Raw genomic sequence first — 16,005 nt, forward strand, 5'->3', positions numbered from 1 at the left:
CCCACGCGAAGGGCCGATATAATGCGGCCCTTTGCCGTTGCTTCGTCTGTTGACGTTTTGCACAGGCCTTTGGCCGCAGCCTCCGTGGAAGAACCTAATGAAAAGCGCAGAAATCCGTGAAGCCTTCCTTCGCTTCTTCGAAGAGCAAGGCCACACCCGAGTAGCCTCCAGCTCTTTGATTCCGGGCAACGACCCGACCCTGCTGTTCACCAACGCGGGGATGAACCAGTTCAAGGACTGCTTCCTGGGCCAGGAAAAACGTGCCTACACCCGTGCGGTGAGCAGCCAGAAGTGCGTGCGTGCAGGCGGCAAGCACAACGACCTGGAGAACGTCGGTTATACCGCTCGTCACCACACCTTCTTCGAAATGCTGGGTAACTTCAGCTTCGGTGACTATTTCAAGCGCGACGCCATCACCTTCGCCTGGACCTTCCTGACCTCCGACAAGTGGCTGAACCTGCCCAAGGAGAAGCTCTGGGTAACGGTCTACGCCACTGACGACGAAGCCTATGACATCTGGACCAAAGAGGTCGGTGTCCCGGCTGAGCGCATGGTGCGCATCGGCGACAACAAAGGCGCGCCTTACGCCTCCGATAACTTCTGGACCATGGGTGACACCGGCCCGTGCGGCCCGTGCACCGAGATTTTCTACGATCACGGCGCCGACATCTGGGGCGGCCCACCCGGCTCGCCGGAAGAAGATGGCGACCGCTACATCGAGATCTGGAACAACGTGTTCATGCAGTTCAACCGCACCGCCGATGGCGTGTTGCATCCGCTGCCAGCTCCGTCGGTCGACACCGGCATGGGCCTGGAGCGGATCAGTGCGGTGCTGCAGCACGTTCACTCCAACTACGAAATCGACCTGTTCCAGAGCCTGCTGAGCGCGTCGGCCCAGGCCATCGGTTGCACCAACGACAACCAGGCGTCGCTCAAAGTGGTGGCCGACCACATCCGTTCCTGCGGTTTCCTGATTGCCGACGGTGTGCTGCCTTCCAACGAAGGTCGCGGTTATGTGCTACGTCGGATCATCCGTCGCGCCTGCCGTCACGGCAACAAGCTGGGCGCCAAGGGCAGCTTCTTCTATCAGATCGTCGCGGCATTGGCGGCCGAGATGGGCGAAGCCTTCCCGGAGCTCAAATCCCAGCAGGCGCACATCGAGCGCGTGCTCAAGGCTGAAGAAGAACAATTCGCCAAGACCCTGGAGCAAGGCCTGAAGATCCTCGAGCAGGACCTGGCCGAGCTCAAGGGCAACGTGGTCCCGGGCGATGTGGTGTTCAAGCTGTACGACACCTACGGTTTCCCGATGGACCTGACTGGCGACATCGCCCGCGAGCGCAACCTGACCCTCGACGAGGAAGGTTTCGAGCGCGAGATGGACGCCCAGCGGGTGCGTGCGCGTTCCGCCAGTTCCTTCGGCATGGACTACAACAGCCTGGTCAAGGTTGACGTGGCCACCGAGTTCACCGGTTATGCAGGCACCACCGGTTCGGCCAAGATCGTTGCCATTTATAAGGACGGGCAATCGGTCGACATCCTGAGCGAAGGCCAGGAAGGCGTGATCGTGCTGGACAAGACCCCGTTCTACGCCGAATCCGGCGGCCAGATCGGCGACAGCGGTTACCTGCAGGCCGGCAGTTCGCGTTTCGACGTGCGTGACACCACCAAGACCGGCGGTGCCTTCCTGCACCACGGCGTGCTGGCTTCGGGCAGCCTGATGATCGCCGCCCCGGTGGCCGCCCATGTCGACGCCGATGTTCGACATGCCACGTCGCTGAACCACTCCGCCACGCACTTGCTGCACGCCGCGTTGCGCCAGGTGCTGGGCGAGCATGTCCAGCAGAAGGGTTCGTTGGTGGACAGTCAGCGCCTGCGCTTCGACTTCAGCCATTTCGAAGCCATCAAGCCTGAGCAGCTCAAGGCGCTGGAAGAGATCGTCAACGCCGAGATTCGCAAGAACTCCCCGGTGGAAACCGAAGAAACCGACATCGAGACTGCCAAGCGCAAGGGCGCGATGGCGTTGTTCGGCGAGAAATACGGCGACAGCGTGCGTGTGCTGAGCATGGGCGACTTCTCCGTTGAACTGTGCGGTGGCATCCACGCCAACCGCACCGGTGACATCGGACTGATGAAAATCATCAGCGAAGGTGGCGTGGCATCCGGCGTGCGCCGGATCGAAGCGGTCACCGGCGCGGCGGCCTTGGCCTACCTCAACGCGGCCGAAGAACAACTCAAGGAAGCGGCAACCCTGATCAAGGGCAGCCGCGACAACCTGATCGACAAGCTGTCGGCTGTGCTGGAGCGCAACCGCCTGCTGGAGAAGCAGCTCGAGCAGTTGCAGGCCAAGGCCGCCAGCGCCGCGGGCGACGATCTCTCGGCCCAGGCCGTGGACGTCAAGGGCGTGAAAGTGCTGGCCGTGCGTCTGGACGGCCAGGATGGCAAGGCGCTGCTGGCGCTGGTCGATCAACTGAAAAACAAACTCGGCCGCGCAGTGATCCTGCTCGGCAGTGTCCATGAGGAAAAGGTCGTTCTCGTCGCAGGCGTGACCAAAGACCTGACTGGCCAACTCAAAGCCGGTGATTTGATGAAGCAAGCCGCTGCGGCAGTGGGCGGCAAGGGCGGTGGTCGTCCGGACATGGCGCAAGGCGGTGGTACCGACGTCGGCGCACTGGACGCAGCACTGGCCCAGACCGTTGCATTTGTAGAGCAGGGTATTTAAGGCAGCGTCGCGGGCTCGTGGTCTAGTCACGGGCCCGACCGCTGTTGAGTGATTATTGGGCGCCCTTCATGGGCAGAGGCGGCTTTGAAATGGCTTTGATCGTACAGAAATTTGGAGGCACCTCGGTCGGCACTGTCGAGAGAATCGAACAAGTCGCCGACAAGGTTAAGAAATTCCGCGAGGCGGGCGATGACCTGGTGGTTGTGCTGTCGGCAATGAGCGGCGAGACCAACCGTCTGATCGATCTGGCCAAGCAAATCAGCGGCGATCAGCAACCGGTTCCGCGGGAACTGGACGTGATCGTTTCCACCGGCGAGCAGGTGACCATCGCCTTGCTGGCCATGGCGCTGATCAAGCGTGGCGTGCCAGCGGTGTCCTACACCGGCAACCAGGTGCGTATCCTGACGGACAGCGCGCACAACAAAGCGCGTATTCTGCAGATCGACGACCAGAAGATTCGCGGCGACCTGAAGGCTGGCCGTGTCGTGGTGGTCGCCGGTTTCCAGGGTGTGGACGAGCAGGGCAACATCACCACCCTCGGCCGTGGTGGTTCCGACACCACGGGCGTAGCGCTGGCAGCAGCCCTCAAGGCTGACGAATGCCAGATCTACACCGATGTGGATGGTGTCTACACCACTGATCCACGCGTGGTGCCTGTGGCCCAGCGCCTGGACAAGATCACGTTCGAAGAGATGCTGGAAATGGCCAGCCTCGGTTCGAAGGTGTTGCAGATCCGGGCGGTCGAATTCGCCGGCAAGTACAACGTTCCGCTGCGCGTTCTGCACAGCTTCAAAGAGGGTCCGGGCACCCTCATTACTATTGATGAAGAGGAATCCATGGAACAGCCGATCATTTCCGGCATCGCTTTCAACCGCGATGAAGCCAAGCTGACCATCCGTGGCGTGCCAGACACCCCCGGCGTGGCGTTCAAGATTCTCGGCCCGATCAGTGCCGCGAACATCGAAGTCGACATGATCGTGCAGAACGTCTCGCACGATAACACCACAGACTTCACCTTCACCGTGCACCGCAACGACTACCAGTCTGCCGAAGCGATACTGAAAAAAACCGCTGGCGAGATCGGTGCCCGTGAAGTGGTGGGCGATACCAAGATCGCCAAGGTCTCGATCGTCGGTGTCGGCATGCGCTCCCACGCAGGCGTGGCTAGCCGCATGTTCGAATCCCTGGCCAAGGAAAGCATCAACATCCAGATGATCTCTACCTCGGAAATCAAGGTTTCCGTGGTGATCGAAGAGAAATACCTGGAACTGGCCGTGCGCGCCCTGCACACGGCTTTCGAACTCGACGCTCCTGCCCAGCCGGGCGAATAAAGCGTTGTCTGGAGGGCGCGGCTGGACCGCGCCCTTTGTTTTTCTGAATGGCGCGTCCCAAAACTGTTCTTTTGCCCGCGCTGGTCAATACTAGGCCTGTAGGCTTCGACCGTTTCGGTTGTAGGTCCAACGCCTTTTTTTTGCAGACTGTTGTCCCTTAAGTGAATTGCGTGAGGAGAAAGGTATGCTGATTCTGACCCGTCGGTGTGCAGAAAGCCTGATTATTGGCGATGGCGAAATCACCGTGACCGTGCTCGGCGTCAAAGGAAACCAAGTGCGTATCGGCGTCAATGCCCCGAAAGAGGTTGCTGTACACCGCGAGGAAATTTACCTGCGTATCAAGAAAGAGAAGGACGACGAACCAAGCCATTAATTTTTATCGATTTTTATGTTTGCAAACGGGGATGAAGGTGGTTAATATACGCCCCGTGTTGCGGAGAGCTGGCCGAGTGGCCGAAGGCGCTCCCCTGCTAAGGGAGTACACCTCAAAAGGGTGTCGGGGGTTCGAATCCCCCGTTCTCCGCCATTATTCGTTTAGTGCGTCAAAACCTGGCTTGTTCAGTAAGTGATTGAAATTACTGAAAAAAGCGCTTTACAAAAGGAATTGACGACCTATAATGCGCGGCAACAAATGCACTCGTAGCTCAGCTGGATAGAGTACTCGGCTACGAACCGAGCGGTCACAGGTTCGAATCCTGTCGAGTGCACCATTTAAGAGTTGTTTGCAGCAATGCAAATAACTTGGCTTCAACCAGTTGTGATCTGGTATAAAACCACAATCTGCACTCGTAGCTCAGCTGGATAGAGTACTCGGCTACGAACCGAGCGGTCACAGGTTCGAATCCTGTCGAGTGCACCAAACACCAAAAAGCCCGCGTTTAACGCGGGCTTTTTGCTGTCTACGATTTGCCTTTCACGCATCCCCTCTCATCGAACACGACCTCTGCGCTGCGACCTTTCCTCGCCTTGTAGGTATACCGCGTGCTCGAATTCCGAACTTTGATCGAGTCTGGCTTGCCCAGGGCGCTCTCTACGTCCTGTTGGCTCATGCCGGTGATGATGCGTCGGTCCAGGATGGCGTCGCGGCGTTGCCTGGCGTCGATTAGGTTCCCGCAGCGGTCCTGGAACTGGCCAACCACGGTCGGTTCCTTGCGCGTGGTTTTATTGCCGGATGTTTGCCCGCGCTCCGCTTCAGGCAGCATTGCCTCGGTCGTCGGTTTGATTGTCGGTTCGGTCGAACCTGGGCGGTACGGATGGATCTGTTGTAGCGACAGGGCTTCTCCCGGGCCGCAGCTCAGGGTGGTGAATGTCACGTGCCCTGCGATGTTTTCGCAGCGATGCACGGTCTGCCCGGCAGCCCACAAAGGCAGGCAGGGCAAGCAGGCGAGCAGGAACAGGCAGTGGTTTGGATGCATCCGATCGTCCTCCTTGACGGTGCAGAAGAGAAGGGTAGTCGCTGCATTTGCGCCGCGGCGTGTGTTTTCTTTTCTGGATAAGTCGTCGTAAAGGAACAGGTTCAGCCTGTGTTCAGGTTTGTCTCGCAAGCGCTTGTTCTTGCCATGATTTTTTAGCGTTTTAAAGCGTCAAGCGGTGTATGATTGCGCCCGTCAGCCCCGCCGGGGCTTTGGAATATCTCCATGGACTTACCCAGTAGTTACTCAATATTTAGTTTTGCCAATCATGAATTGACTGATTGATCCTTCCGGCGTGCTCCACTGCTGGGAGTGGAGTTCGCCTATGACCCAAGTAGATGTAAAAAAAACGCAGGAAAGCCTTCAGGATCGCCTCGCTCAAGTTGTTGAGCTGCTGCAGCGCCAGCGGGTCGTCGAAGACCTGACGCATCGCCAGGAAGGTCCGCATCATGACCGGGTCGAGAACCTGGTCCACCGGCAGAATCTCGTTGAGCTGCAACGCAAGCTCGATGATCTGCACTCCGCCGACGTCGCCTACATTCTTGAAGCCTTGCCACTGGAAGAGCGTCTGACGGTCTGGCAGTTGGTCAAGGCTGATCGCGACGGTGACATCCTGCTCGAAGTGTCGGACTCGGTTCGGGAAACCCTGATCGCCGACATGGATGATCACGAGTTGCTGGCGGCGGCCAAGGAAATGGACGCCGACGAACTCGCAGACCTTGCGCCTGAACTGCCGCGGGACGTTGTCCACGAACTGATGGAAGCCCTCGACGGCCAGCAGCGTGAGCGTGTGCGCTCGGCGTTGTCCTACGACGAGGAGCAGGTCGGTGCGCTGATGGACTTCGAGATGGTGACGATCCGAGAGGACGTCAGCCTTGAAGTGGTATTGCGCTACCTGCGTCGCCTCAAGGAGCTGCCGGGGCATACCGACAAGCTTTTCGTGGTCGACTACGACGGCGTACTCAAGGGCGTTCTGCCCATCAAGCGTTTGCTCGTCAACGATCCGGAAAAACAGGTGGCCGAGGTCATGGCCAGCGATCCGGTGAGCTTTCACCCGGACGAAGACGCCTATGATGCGGCCCAGGCGTTCGAACGTTATGACTTGATTTCGGCGCCGGTGGTCGACAAGAACGGCAAGCTGATCGGTCGTCTGACCATCGATGAAATGGTCGACTTGATTCGTGAGGAAAGCGAAAGCGAAGTCCTCAACATGGCCGGTCTGCGCGAAGAAGAAGACATCTTCGCCTCGGTCTGGAAATCCCTGCGTAACCGCTGGGCCTGGTTGGCGATCAATCTGATCACCGCGTTTGTTGCCTCCCGGGTCATCGGCCTGTTCGAAGGCTCCATCGAAAAACTGGTGGCGCTTGCGGCGCTGATGCCCATCGTCGCCGGCATCGGTGGCAACTCCGGCAACCAGACCATCACCATGATCGTCCGTGCCATGGCGCTGGACCAGGTCAGTACCGGTAATACATCGCGATTGATGCGCAAGGAGCTGGCTGTGTCCTTGATCAACGGTGTGATTTGGGGTGGGGTGATTGGCGTGGTGGCTTATCTGCTCTATGGCAGCTGGTCGCTGGGGGTGGTCATGACGGCCGCGATGACGCTCAATCTGTTGTTGGCGGCATTGATGGGGGTCCTGATCCCCATGACCCTGGCCCGCATGGGCCGTGACCCTGCCATGGGCGCCAGTGTGATGATCACTGCAGTGACTGACAGTGGCGGGTTCTTCATTTTCCTGGGGTTGGCGACGATTTTCCTGCTCTGAGTCGCTCATCGAAAAAACCGCCTGTTTGGCGTAATACTGTCCACATAGAAAAAACGGCGCTTCTTTCAGAAATGGGAAGCGCCGTTTTTTTTGCGCTTCTTTTGGATTGCGGGGCGTCAAGACTAAAGACAAGAGCAGCTGGCAGGTCCAGCCTCTATGCAACTGCACCACCGCTATCGCGAGCAAGCTCGCTCCCACATTGGATCTTTGGCAGGCACAAAATCCGTGTGCACCGCAAAATCTGTGGGAGCGAGCTTGCTCGCGATGACGCCGGCACATCCAACATCACCACAAACTGACCCTCCGCTATCGTGCGAGCAAGCTCGCTCCCACAGGAGAAACGCGATCACCAAAGAGCCAGGTCGGCTACAAGGCCGCCTCGCGGTGGACGTTGATTTCGGCGCCCCGTTACCGCAGCAATGGATATACACACCAACCCTGCTCTTCACAAAATCCCCCACGCATCACTGCATCAACGCCAGTCGTACAGCCAGTAACACAAAGGCTGCCGAGAACAGGCGGCGCAACCACTGCAACACGGATGGACGCTCCAGAACATGGCGGCGCATCGATGCGCAGAGCACGCCATAGATGACGAAGACGGCAAAGGTGATCGCCATGAAGATGAAGCTCAGTTGCAGCATGCGCCACATGGCATCCGTTTCTCCTGGCGCGAGAAATTGCGGTAGAAAGGCCAGGAAAAAAATCGACAGCTTTGGATTCAGCAGGTTGAGCAAAATGCCCGAAAAAATCACCGCGTCATTCGAGCGCGGAGTCTTGTGCGGATCAATATGCAATGCCCCGTGGCTCTGGAGCGTGCTCCATGCCATCCACAGCAGGTAAGCGACGCCCAGGTACTTGGTGATCTCGAAAGCCAGTGGGCTGGTGTGCAGCAGTGCCGCGAGGCCCGTGATGGCTGCCAGCATGTGCGGCACGATCCCCAGGGTACAACTCAATGCCGCTACCACACTCGCGCGCCAGCCCCGGGCCAGGCCGGCTGCAACCGTATAGACCACGCCAGTACCAGGCGAAGCCGCCACGATCAGGGAAGTGACAAAAAATTCGAGGTTCATGCGACGCCGACCTTGGCAGTTATGGAGTCTCCAGCCTGCCTGTGATGAGGAGGAGCATCTTGAACGAAATTGCGGGTCGCTACGGGTGCCCTTGCCGGGCGTACATGCCGGGTGAGAATCCAAAGCTGCGCACGAAGCATCGGGTCATATGGCTCTGATCGGCGAAACCGCTGGCCAGGGACGCATCGGCCAGCGGCATGCCAGCAGCGATCAGTTGTCGTGCCCGGTGGATACGTCGTTGCAGCAGATAGGCGTGGGGTGTCAAACCGGTCAGGCGGGTGAAGGCGCGTACCAGTTGAAAACGGCTTAAATCGGCCTCCCTGGCGAGCAGGGCAAGCGACATGGACGACTGCGGATCGTCGTCGATCAGGGCTTTTGCACGGTTTGCCGCGACCTCCGGCAAAGACGATACCGGTATGGAGCGATCCAGCAAATGTTCGAGCAAAAGCGCGAGCGTTTCTTCGATCTTGAGGTGATCGCCAAGCTCCTCGGCTTGAGCGACGGCTTGGTACAAAGTGCGGAACAATTCTGCCGCGCGCGGGCGCGGCAGTACCGGATAAGCGAATTCCTGGGCACAGATGCCCCCATCGTTCGCCATATCCTTGAATGCCTGCGCAATCAGTGGCGGGTCGAAATACAGCATCTGCCAACGACGTGTCCCGTTTCCGATGGGCGCGCCATCATGCACTTCGGCCGGATTGACCGAAATAAGGTCGCCGGCCGTCGCTTCTACCTGGCCTCGGCCGCTGGTTGAACGTTGCGCCCCGCGCACAAGCAAGCCAATGCCAAAATGTTCGTGCATATGCCGGACGAACGTTCGATCTGAATCGGCCTCGACGATTTCCACGCCCAGCCCTGGGATTCTTTGGATCTTGAATGCGTGACCTGTCATGCAGGCCTCCATGCCCATACTTTTTAGCGGATCAATTTAGCATTACTGCCATGGGGCAGCAGTGGTGTTGGTTCGCTGATGAGTGCTTGAAAAGCAGGCTTGGGCCAAATGCCAGGCAAAAAAAAGCCAGCACGAGGCTGGCTTGAGTATTTTGGGGACTATCAGGTCGCGTCTGCGGCCATTTCTGCGTCATGGGCAATCAGCGAAACGAGGGCGTTCTGCTGGCGATGGGAGAGTTGTCGGAAGCGTTGAAGCAGTTCGCGCTCATGCAATGACAGCTCTGGGCTGTCCAGGCGCATGCTCAACTCTTCACCCAACGCGCCTTCCTGAATAAGGCTTTGTTCAAGACGCGCGATGATTTCAGAGTTCATGCTGCGGTGATGATTGCGAGCCACTTCGGCAATGCGTTCCCGCATTCCGTCTGGCAGACGTACGACGAACTTGTCAGCCGTACGGCTGGAATAAATTGCCTGTTTCAATGGGCGCATATATTTAACCGGTTAGTTCAGGGGAGCGGTTCTCGGGATTGGCCGCAGGATGTCGATAAGACAAGCTCCATTGCCAAATGTTCAACCTGAATTGTTAAGAGGCCCGCATCATGCCTCAAAATTGCCAGATCATTGGCGCCAATTCTGTGACAAATTCTGATCCGGGTAAAGGCGTTCTGCCAGTACCCTTCATCAAAAAATGCGGACTGGTTGGTAAAAAACAACAGGTTCGCATCTGTGACCGTCGGATTGTGTCTATGTGCCATACCGTCTGGCGGATAACGGAAATGGACAAAAACGTGTGCCGTCCCTGTCTTGTACAGGATAGTGGCAAATTGCCGATTTACTAGGATAAGCGAACCAGGGCGGATGAATGGCGGCCAAAACTCGGCATCCGGGATCTGCCAGCCTTACAGGGAGTACTATTTGCCTACACTTAAAAAGCCATGGGCGACATGACAAACGCAGGGCAGGTCGTTAACATGCACGCCGTCCCGCGCACCGCGTATCTCGTGGTCGACTCGTGTCTCAGTAGCTCAATTGGATAGAGCATCCCCCTCCTAAGGGGAAGGTTGGCAGTTCGAACCTGCCCTGGGACACCATTATAAACAATGGGTTAGCGAAATTGCCGCTGACTTTTCCTGCTTCCATCCCCATCCCCATCCCCGAACGATCAACTCCGGTCTGAGCGCGCCGTTCAGGCCTTGCACGGCCATTTCACCCCTCAATGCTGTGACCGATTCCCCATTTCTAGCCATTTGTATCGAGGATATTTCGGTAATGCGAAACTTTCTTTCCCCTCGGCTATCTGACCGTCTCGGTACGTTGTAGGACTTTTCCTTCGTTTTCGATGGAGTTCGTACCTCTTTTATCTATGTCAGCGCCAATGCCGCGTCCGGCGGGCGTGACCCACCGTGTCTTTGATTCAGGCCACAAGGATGTGACATGCACCCAGCCGCACCCTGCCGAACGCGTAAACCGAGCAATACTCGCCGTTGTGTTGACGGAACCCGTTCATCTGCACAAAACGCCAAGTCTCTCGCGCTGCTGTTGATGACAGCGTGGATGACGGGTGCGTGGAGCGCTGCGCAGGCGGCTGGGCCTGAAGAAGAACTGCTGCGCCAGCAAGAGCGCGAACGGGTGTTGAGGGAGCAGTTGGAATCCCGGCCGGATGTGCGCCTGCAGGCGGCCCCTGTGGCTGAGGGTGTCGATCGCTTGCCCGCCAAGGAAAGTCCCTGCTTTGCCATCAATGACATCCGTCTGATTGGCGAGGCGTCGGAGAAATTCCAGTGGGCGTTGCGCGCTGCCAACCCCAAGGATGACCCTGCCATCGGTCGTTGCCTCGGCGGTGGCGGGATCAATCTGACGATGAAGCGCATGCAGAACGCGATCATCGAGGCCGGCTACGTCACCACTCGCGTGCTCGCCGAAGCCCAGGACTTGAACAGCGGGGTTCTGGTCTTGACCCTGGTGCCGGGGCGCATTCGCGAGATTCGTTTCGAAGAGGGCACCAGCTCCCGCGCCAATGCCTGGAACGCGATGCCGGCCAATCCTGGCGATCTGCTCAACTTGCGCGACATCGAGCAGGCGCTGGAAAACTTCAAGCGTGTGCCGACCGCCGAAGCCGATATCAAGATCTAATGATTATGCGTTTAGAGATGGTTGAGAAAAACCTCGTCGAAAAGCTAAAAGTCGCCAGTGAAGAGCGGCGACGAAATGCGGTAAAAGTAGCCTGTGAGCTTGTTTTTCAGGCCTGTCCAGTAGACGTGCCTATTGTTATCGAATCCCTTAGGCAACTATGTCTTGGTAATAAGCTCACGACTGAACAGGTTTCAGGGTTAGAAGATTTGGCTGCACAGTTAGATGGGCAGTATTTTGACTTGCAAGACAGCATGGGGAGGGGCAGAACTCAGATGTAAAAGTCCTTCAGCTATTTAGCCAGGCACGCGCTGTATCGGCGCTGTACTTAGCCGGCGGAGAGGATTCGCTTATGGCCACGGCCGAAGCAATATATGAGGCATCATCAGCGGTTGATGATGGGTCTCATATTTTTAGATCCGTACTTTCGGTCTTGCCAAAGTCTTAATTGGTAGCTGTTTTTATTTTGGCTGATACCCGGCGCACGTTTGCGCTGGTACTTTCAATTATTGCTGCCCTCGACATACAAAATCCTTTGTCAGCGTGCTCTAGGCTATGGCCCTGATGAAGTCATTGCACGACTGCAAGACAAGTGTCGTATGGCTGTTCGGCTGAAGGATGGGGTTTATTTGGTTCTCAATGATAACCCGGACATGTCCTATGAAACTTTTGTGGAAATGAATGAACAGATCAAGCCGATCTTGGGGTTGGTCTAGCGGATATGTCTTGACGAGAGGTAGAGAGATTATTTGAGGCGGCTGGGGGCAATGTGCTAACGTCATTAAGCCACTGTCCAAGGTTAAGTAATGATCATGCGCTTAGAAGAAGTTGAGAAAAGCCTTGTAGAAAAACTGAAAGTAGCCAATGAAGAACAGCGTCGAAGTGCGGTAAAGGTAGCCTGTGAGCTTGCTTTTCAGGCTTGTCCAGTAGACGTGCCTATTGTCGTCGAATCTCTTAAGCAACTATGTCTTGGTAATAAGCTCGCGGCCGAGCAGGTTTCTGGGCTCGATGTTTTGGCTGCGCAGTTAGATGAGCAGTATTTTGACTTGCAAGACAGCCTGAATGAGGGGCAGGGCTTAGATGTAAAAGTTCTTCGGCTGTTTAGTCAGGCGCGTGTTGTATCGGCGCTGTCCTTAGCTGGCGGAGATGATTCGCTTATGACAGCGACCGAAGCAATATATGACGCATCATCAGCTGTTGATGATAGATTTTATATTTTTAGATCCGTGCTCTTGGTTTTGTCGGGATCTTGATGGGAAAAGGGGGTATTTAACTGTTCGGTGTTTAAATAAAGCTGTCTTCTTTTTATGGAGAGTTTTGTAATGATGTTGAAAGTTGATTTCCCCCAGAATTTGATTACGGATGAGCTGCTCCGACAGGAGCGGATTCCTTGTGTATGCAAGGTAGCCAAGGAATTTGAGGTTTTTTTTGCGGAAACTATTCCTGAATCGTCTGGAGTGGTGTTGGAGTGGGATCGGAAAGCGTTGGAGTTAAGAGCGGTCGCTGGGGCGGGCGGTCAGTACACGCATCATGCTTCTGGTTTGATTACCCTGAAGGCCGTTGGGAATGGGATTTATGAAATAATTGATCTTGAGATGTTTTATAGGAGTTTTGGTTGGTGTGCTATCTTGAAAAATGGTGAATATGCACCACCAGGGGAGTTTTGGGATGAAGAGTGAAAGCTATGGTTGCGGGGGTTTATTTTCGCCACTGCCAGAAGTTGGAAGAAGTTGGCTATGAACTCTTTGTTGTCGGAATGGTGTGCCTTCTGTGAAGGTGAAACACTTTTTGATAAGTCTCATTTTCTGGGTCTGTTGAAGGTGCACGGTAGTGCTGAGGAGCTTAAGCGAATATTTAGTTACTTTCCTTTTGCGGAAGAGTTGATTGTTAGAACAGGGCGCGTTCTCACCGCTGGAGAGATGGAAAACTCTCTTTATCTCTTACCTAAATGTAGGGCGGAGAAAAACCAGTTGATTCAGTTAGGTCGGGAGTGGTTAAAGGAGCAGGAAAGGGTATGTGGTGTGCTTGGTGATTCCGAAATTTTCGAAATTTGCCATAATGCCCAGGTGCTTTTTGTTGATGCGCAATGTATGCAAGGTGCGTTTCAGAAAGATATTCCTCATTACTGGTTGTTTGATGAGATCGGGGATGCAATCAGGGGGAGTAGGGTATCTGAGAGCGAGCAGGTGTATGCGCTGTTTGAGGCGCTCTATGGGTTGGCTACGGACTACTATCTTGCTTGGTATATTGGGCAGCCGTTGTTTAAGTTTGATATTGATTTGGCGTCCTATTTTAAATTCTGGCGGGCTGGCGGAAGGTGTGCTCTCACCGAAAGCGGCTTCTTAGTGGCTAACCAGGAATAAGGCGGCCAGGTCAGTAAATGAAATTTGGCGTTGAGCTACGGGAGGCACAGGGTGCGAGACGAAGATTTTGAGTGCTTCATTGGTGTAATGGGTGACGCTACATCACATCGACCGGTGCTTGATTCCCAGGTTGCGAAATATCGGGGGGTACTGCCGGACGTGTTGCTCACCTATTGGCAGAAAGAAGGTTGGTGTGGGTATGCCAATGGACTTTTCTGGACGGTGGATCCGGACGATTACAAACACCTGCTCGATACGTGGTTAGCCGATACTGAATTTTCGCAAATAGATAATTACCACGTTATTGCCCGGAGTGCTTTTGGAACGCTGTATGCTTGGGGCGAGAAATACAATCAGAAAATTGTTGTTTCATGTCCGACGGGGTCTATCGTCGCGTTGATGAATAAACTGAATGTACCTAATAAAGATCCAGATCTAGCTATTCAGACATTTTTCGCTATGTCTGATAAGGAACGTTATGATCTGGAGGATAGTCAAGGTGAGTTTTTATTTGAGCGAGCCCTAGAAAAGTTGGGTGCACTTGACGAGCATGAGGTCTACGGTTTTGAGCCAGCATTGTTTGTTGGAGGGACGGCTTCGCTGGATCAGTTGGTTAAGTGCAATTTAGAGATTCACTTAACGAGCCTTCGACAGATGCGTTCCTGAGTGGGCACAGTAAGCGGAAGGGCGTTGTACTGGTGTAAAAGGAGCATATCGAAATGGATGAAATCAACGTCCGGCTTCACCAACACCGGCGCTGGCTGTCACAGTCGGAAGGCCTGACGGCTCAAGAGCTTGATTTTATCGATGAGGATCTGGCCAGCGACTCATTAAGCGGATTGGACAATGTGGCTGACTCGTTGGGGATGCTGGCGGCTTATTACGGCATTCGGGGCGAAGTCGCGATCAGTGACGGAGAGGCTACTGGCTGGGAACAGGTCTCGCGCTCGATGATGTACCGTTATTGGGCGCTGATGCTCAAGGCCAAGGCTTTCTCCAAAACGAGTTTTCTTCAGGGCATCCAAACCGTCCCCAACCTGACTAACCAGTTGAGCATTGCTGGGTGCTTGCTGGCCGGGTTGATAGCTGTGGATCGTCGTGATCTGGTTGCATCCGTGGCCGATGTGCTTGCCGGAATGCTGTCCGTCAAAGGCGCCGTCGATTCGAGCTATCTTGAACGGCGTCGATTTGAACCTTTCATGCTCTGGCTTTATTCAGTCTATTCGCAAGGTGCTGCGCTTCCGGAGATCAAGTCGATGGATCTGGGGATTTATCAAAACGTGATAGACGAATGGACAAATGAGCGAGGGCTAGCTGATGCGTTGGAAGCGCTTTGTCGGTATCACTTATCCAACGCTGAAGACAACGGTGGGGCCTGGGATCCTGAGTTCAAGCATGCGCCTTTCGATCTGTTGCCTTTAGAGATCCACGCGATTTTCCAGGTCCGACAGCAACTGGGTTTGACTGCTCCAGCGGTGTCGAGTCCGTTGTTGTCCGCAGAGACGGCTGCGCTAGAAAACCTGGTCACCGTTCCTGATCAACTTGCTGTCCGAGTGGAAACGGCCTACGAGCGTTTCTTCGGGCTTTAGACGCAGGCGCGACCCTTTTTTCAGTTAAGCAATGACATGCGGTGAGCTGAAATGAAGTATTACTTATTGCGGGAAGACGTGCAGTTTCCTGAGCGCTGGTACCTGGGCGATATCAAACACTGTAACAACTGGCTCTTCATCGACCCCCCTTCTGAGTACATGGAGCCGTGTACCTACGCCCTCGAGGTTCGTGAGGAAGGTGTGAGTCTGGATTTTTCCTTGGCTGGATATGCCTCTGTGCCGATCCTGAGCGAAAAAGCCAGGGACGCGTTGGTGGGCATTCCCGACGTTGATGAACCCTATATGAATGTCGTGCTTGAGCCCGTGACGGTTGCGGGGGAGCACGCTCATGATCGTCACTATGTAATGATCGTTGAGACCCAATTGGATTGCGTAGACGAATCACGTTCCGCTTTCAAAAAATATGAGGTCAATGATCCCGTACGACCAGATCGAGCCGGCGAATACAGCGTCTTTCTGAGTCTCGTCATTGATCCTGCCAGGGTTCAGGGAAAGCATATTTTCCGCGTCAAGAAACACTCGGGGGCATTGATCGTTAGCGAGGAGGTGAAGCTTCGGCTGGAGCGAGCGGACCTCTCTGGAATGTTGTTCGAAGGTGTGAATGGCGAGGGTGAAGTTATCTGCTGATCGTGGCGAGGGAGCTTGCTCCCGCTCGGGTGCGCAGCAGCCGCCAAACAAACAGGTCCGCTGCGCGGCCCAGCGGGAGCAAGC

General features: G+C 55.5%; 16 protein-coding genes and 4 tRNA genes. 16 read left to right on the forward strand and 4 right to left on the reverse strand.

Features of this window, described 5'->3' with window-relative positions; all coding sequences use genetic code 11:
• Positions 1–97 precede the first annotated feature (97 nt).
• The 6 genes from alaS to AB4O22_RS03405 all read left to right on the forward strand — a co-directional run bounded on the left by alaS (position 98) and on the right by AB4O22_RS03405 (position 4,909).
• Positions 98–2,719 (forward strand): alanine--tRNA ligase, encoded by a 2,622-nt coding sequence (gene alaS / locus AB4O22_RS03380; RefSeq protein ID WP_003204776.1) that lies wholly within the window; start codon positions 98–100, stop codon positions 2,717–2,719.
• An 89-nt stretch (positions 2,720–2,808) separates the two neighbouring features.
• Positions 2,809–4,050 carry an aspartate kinase gene (locus AB4O22_RS03385; RefSeq protein WP_003204774.1) on the forward strand — a complete coding sequence of 414 codons (1,242 nt, stop codon included), beginning with the start codon at positions 2,809–2,811 and terminating at the stop codon, positions 4,048–4,050.
• A gap of 184 nt (positions 4,051–4,234) precedes the next feature.
• Positions 4,235–4,423: a carbon storage regulator CsrA gene (csrA, locus tag AB4O22_RS03390; protein ID WP_003178872.1), complete on the forward strand. Its 189-nt coding sequence runs from the start codon at positions 4,235–4,237 to the stop codon at positions 4,421–4,423.
• A 62-nt stretch (positions 4,424–4,485) separates the two neighbouring features.
• Positions 4,486–4,576 (forward strand) — tRNA-Ser (locus AB4O22_RS03395).
• A 107-nt stretch (positions 4,577–4,683) separates the two neighbouring features.
• A tRNA-Arg gene (locus tag AB4O22_RS03400) sits at positions 4,684–4,760 on the forward strand.
• Between the two features lie 72 nt (positions 4,761–4,832).
• Positions 4,833–4,909 (forward strand) — tRNA-Arg (locus tag AB4O22_RS03405).
• Positions 4,910–4,949: 40 nt separating this feature from the next.
• Here the strand turns inward: AB4O22_RS03405 and AB4O22_RS03410 are convergent.
• A complete protein-coding gene (locus AB4O22_RS03410) occupies positions 4,950–5,465 on the reverse strand; it encodes a cell envelope protein SmpA (RefSeq protein WP_223472726.1) in 516 nt (171 codons plus the stop codon).
• A gap of 322 nt (positions 5,466–5,787) precedes the next feature.
• Between AB4O22_RS03410 and mgtE the strand changes: the two genes are divergently transcribed.
• The gene (gene mgtE, locus AB4O22_RS03415) at positions 5,788–7,230 is read left to right on the forward strand and encodes a magnesium transporter (RefSeq protein WP_003204768.1); all 1,443 of its coding nucleotides are present in this window, start codon (positions 5,788–5,790) and stop codon (positions 7,228–7,230) included.
• 464 nt (positions 7,231–7,694) lie between these two features.
• On the opposite strand, the gene AB4O22_RS03420 is transcribed toward mgtE, so the two are convergent.
• From AB4O22_RS03420 to AB4O22_RS03430, 3 genes are all read right to left on the reverse strand, one after another.
• On the reverse strand, positions 7,695–8,303 hold the full coding sequence (locus tag AB4O22_RS03420; RefSeq protein WP_223472666.1) for a LysE family translocator: 609 nt from the start codon (positions 8,301–8,303) through the stop codon (positions 7,695–7,697).
• Positions 8,304–8,382: 79 nt separating this feature from the next.
• On the reverse strand, positions 8,383–9,195 hold the full coding sequence (locus AB4O22_RS03425; protein WP_080587852.1) for an AraC family transcriptional regulator: 813 nt from the start codon (positions 9,193–9,195) through the stop codon (positions 8,383–8,385).
• Positions 9,196–9,356: 161 nt separating this feature from the next.
• The gene (locus AB4O22_RS03430) at positions 9,357–9,683 is read right to left on the reverse strand and encodes an Arc family DNA-binding protein (protein ID WP_003204761.1); all 327 of its coding nucleotides are present in this window, start codon (positions 9,681–9,683) and stop codon (positions 9,357–9,359) included.
• Between the two features lie 525 nt (positions 9,684–10,208).
• Between AB4O22_RS03430 and AB4O22_RS03435 the strand changes: the two genes are divergently transcribed.
• From AB4O22_RS03435 to AB4O22_RS03475, 9 genes are all read left to right on the forward strand, one after another.
• Positions 10,209–10,285, forward strand: a tRNA-Arg gene (locus AB4O22_RS03435).
• Between the two features lie 463 nt (positions 10,286–10,748).
• The gene (locus tag AB4O22_RS03440; RefSeq protein ID WP_460095863.1) at positions 10,749–11,324 is read left to right on the forward strand and encodes a POTRA domain-containing protein; all 576 of its coding nucleotides are present in this window, start codon (positions 10,749–10,751) and stop codon (positions 11,322–11,324) included.
• A gap of 5 nt (positions 11,325–11,329) precedes the next feature.
• Complete coding sequence (locus AB4O22_RS03445) at positions 11,330–11,602, forward strand: hypothetical protein (RefSeq protein WP_460095864.1); 273 nt, start codon at positions 11,330–11,332, stop codon at positions 11,600–11,602.
• 525 nt (positions 11,603–12,127) lie between these two features.
• A complete protein-coding gene (locus tag AB4O22_RS03450; RefSeq protein ID WP_460095865.1) occupies positions 12,128–12,574 on the forward strand; it encodes a hypothetical protein in 447 nt (148 codons plus the stop codon).
• 69 nt (positions 12,575–12,643) lie between these two features.
• Positions 12,644–13,000 carry a hypothetical protein gene (locus AB4O22_RS03455; protein WP_460095866.1) on the forward strand — a complete coding sequence of 119 codons (357 nt, stop codon included), beginning with the start codon at positions 12,644–12,646 and terminating at the stop codon, positions 12,998–13,000.
• A 57-nt stretch (positions 13,001–13,057) separates the two neighbouring features.
• Positions 13,058–13,684 (forward strand): hypothetical protein, encoded by a 627-nt coding sequence (locus tag AB4O22_RS03460; protein ID WP_053163146.1) that lies wholly within the window; start codon positions 13,058–13,060, stop codon positions 13,682–13,684.
• 51 nt (positions 13,685–13,735) lie between these two features.
• Positions 13,736–14,350: a GAD-like domain-containing protein gene (locus AB4O22_RS03465; protein ID WP_053163300.1), complete on the forward strand. Its 615-nt coding sequence runs from the start codon at positions 13,736–13,738 to the stop codon at positions 14,348–14,350.
• Positions 14,351–14,403: 53 nt separating this feature from the next.
• On the forward strand, positions 14,404–15,273 hold the full coding sequence (locus tag AB4O22_RS03470) for a hypothetical protein (protein WP_053163144.1): 870 nt from the start codon (positions 14,404–14,406) through the stop codon (positions 15,271–15,273).
• A 51-nt stretch (positions 15,274–15,324) separates the two neighbouring features.
• On the forward strand, positions 15,325–15,921 hold the full coding sequence (locus tag AB4O22_RS03475; protein ID WP_053163142.1) for an imm11 family protein: 597 nt from the start codon (positions 15,325–15,327) through the stop codon (positions 15,919–15,921).
• Positions 15,922–16,005: the final 84 nt, after the last annotated feature.

It is taken from the genome of Pseudomonas sp. S3_B11 (assembly GCF_054667715.1).

Coding starts and splice junctions, on each gene's coding strand:
- alaS (WP_003204776.1), top strand. CDS start 98: ATGAAAAGCGCAGAAATCCGTGAAGCCTTCCTTCGCTTCTTCGAAGAG.
- AB4O22_RS03385 (WP_003204774.1), top strand. CDS start 2,809: ATGGCTTTGATCGTACAGAAATTTGGAGGCACCTCGGTCGGCACTGTC.
- csrA (WP_003178872.1), top strand. CDS start 4,235: ATGCTGATTCTGACCCGTCGGTGTGCAGAAAGCCTGATTATTGGCGAT.
- AB4O22_RS03410 (WP_223472726.1), bottom strand. CDS start 5,465: ATGCATCCAAACCACTGCCTGTTCCTGCTCGCCTGCTTGCCCTGCCTG.
- mgtE (WP_003204768.1), top strand. CDS start 5,788: ATGACCCAAGTAGATGTAAAAAAAACGCAGGAAAGCCTTCAGGATCGC.
- AB4O22_RS03420 (WP_223472666.1), bottom strand. CDS start 8,303: ATGAACCTCGAATTTTTTGTCACTTCCCTGATCGTGGCGGCTTCGCCT.
- AB4O22_RS03425 (WP_080587852.1), bottom strand. CDS start 9,195: ATGACAGGTCACGCATTCAAGATCCAAAGAATCCCAGGGCTGGGCGTG.
- AB4O22_RS03430 (WP_003204761.1), bottom strand. CDS start 9,683: ATGCGCCCATTGAAACAGGCAATTTATTCCAGCCGTACGGCTGACAAG.
- AB4O22_RS03440 (WP_460095863.1), top strand. CDS start 10,749: ATGACGGGTGCGTGGAGCGCTGCGCAGGCGGCTGGGCCTGAAGAAGAA.
- AB4O22_RS03445 (WP_460095864.1), top strand. CDS start 11,330: ATGCGTTTAGAGATGGTTGAGAAAAACCTCGTCGAAAAGCTAAAAGTC.
- AB4O22_RS03450 (WP_460095865.1), top strand. CDS start 12,128: ATGATCATGCGCTTAGAAGAAGTTGAGAAAAGCCTTGTAGAAAAACTG.
- AB4O22_RS03455 (WP_460095866.1), top strand. CDS start 12,644: ATGATGTTGAAAGTTGATTTCCCCCAGAATTTGATTACGGATGAGCTG.
- AB4O22_RS03460 (WP_053163146.1), top strand. CDS start 13,058: ATGAACTCTTTGTTGTCGGAATGGTGTGCCTTCTGTGAAGGTGAAACA.
- AB4O22_RS03470 (WP_053163144.1), top strand. CDS start 14,404: ATGGATGAAATCAACGTCCGGCTTCACCAACACCGGCGCTGGCTGTCA.
- AB4O22_RS03475 (WP_053163142.1), top strand. CDS start 15,325: ATGAAGTATTACTTATTGCGGGAAGACGTGCAGTTTCCTGAGCGCTGG.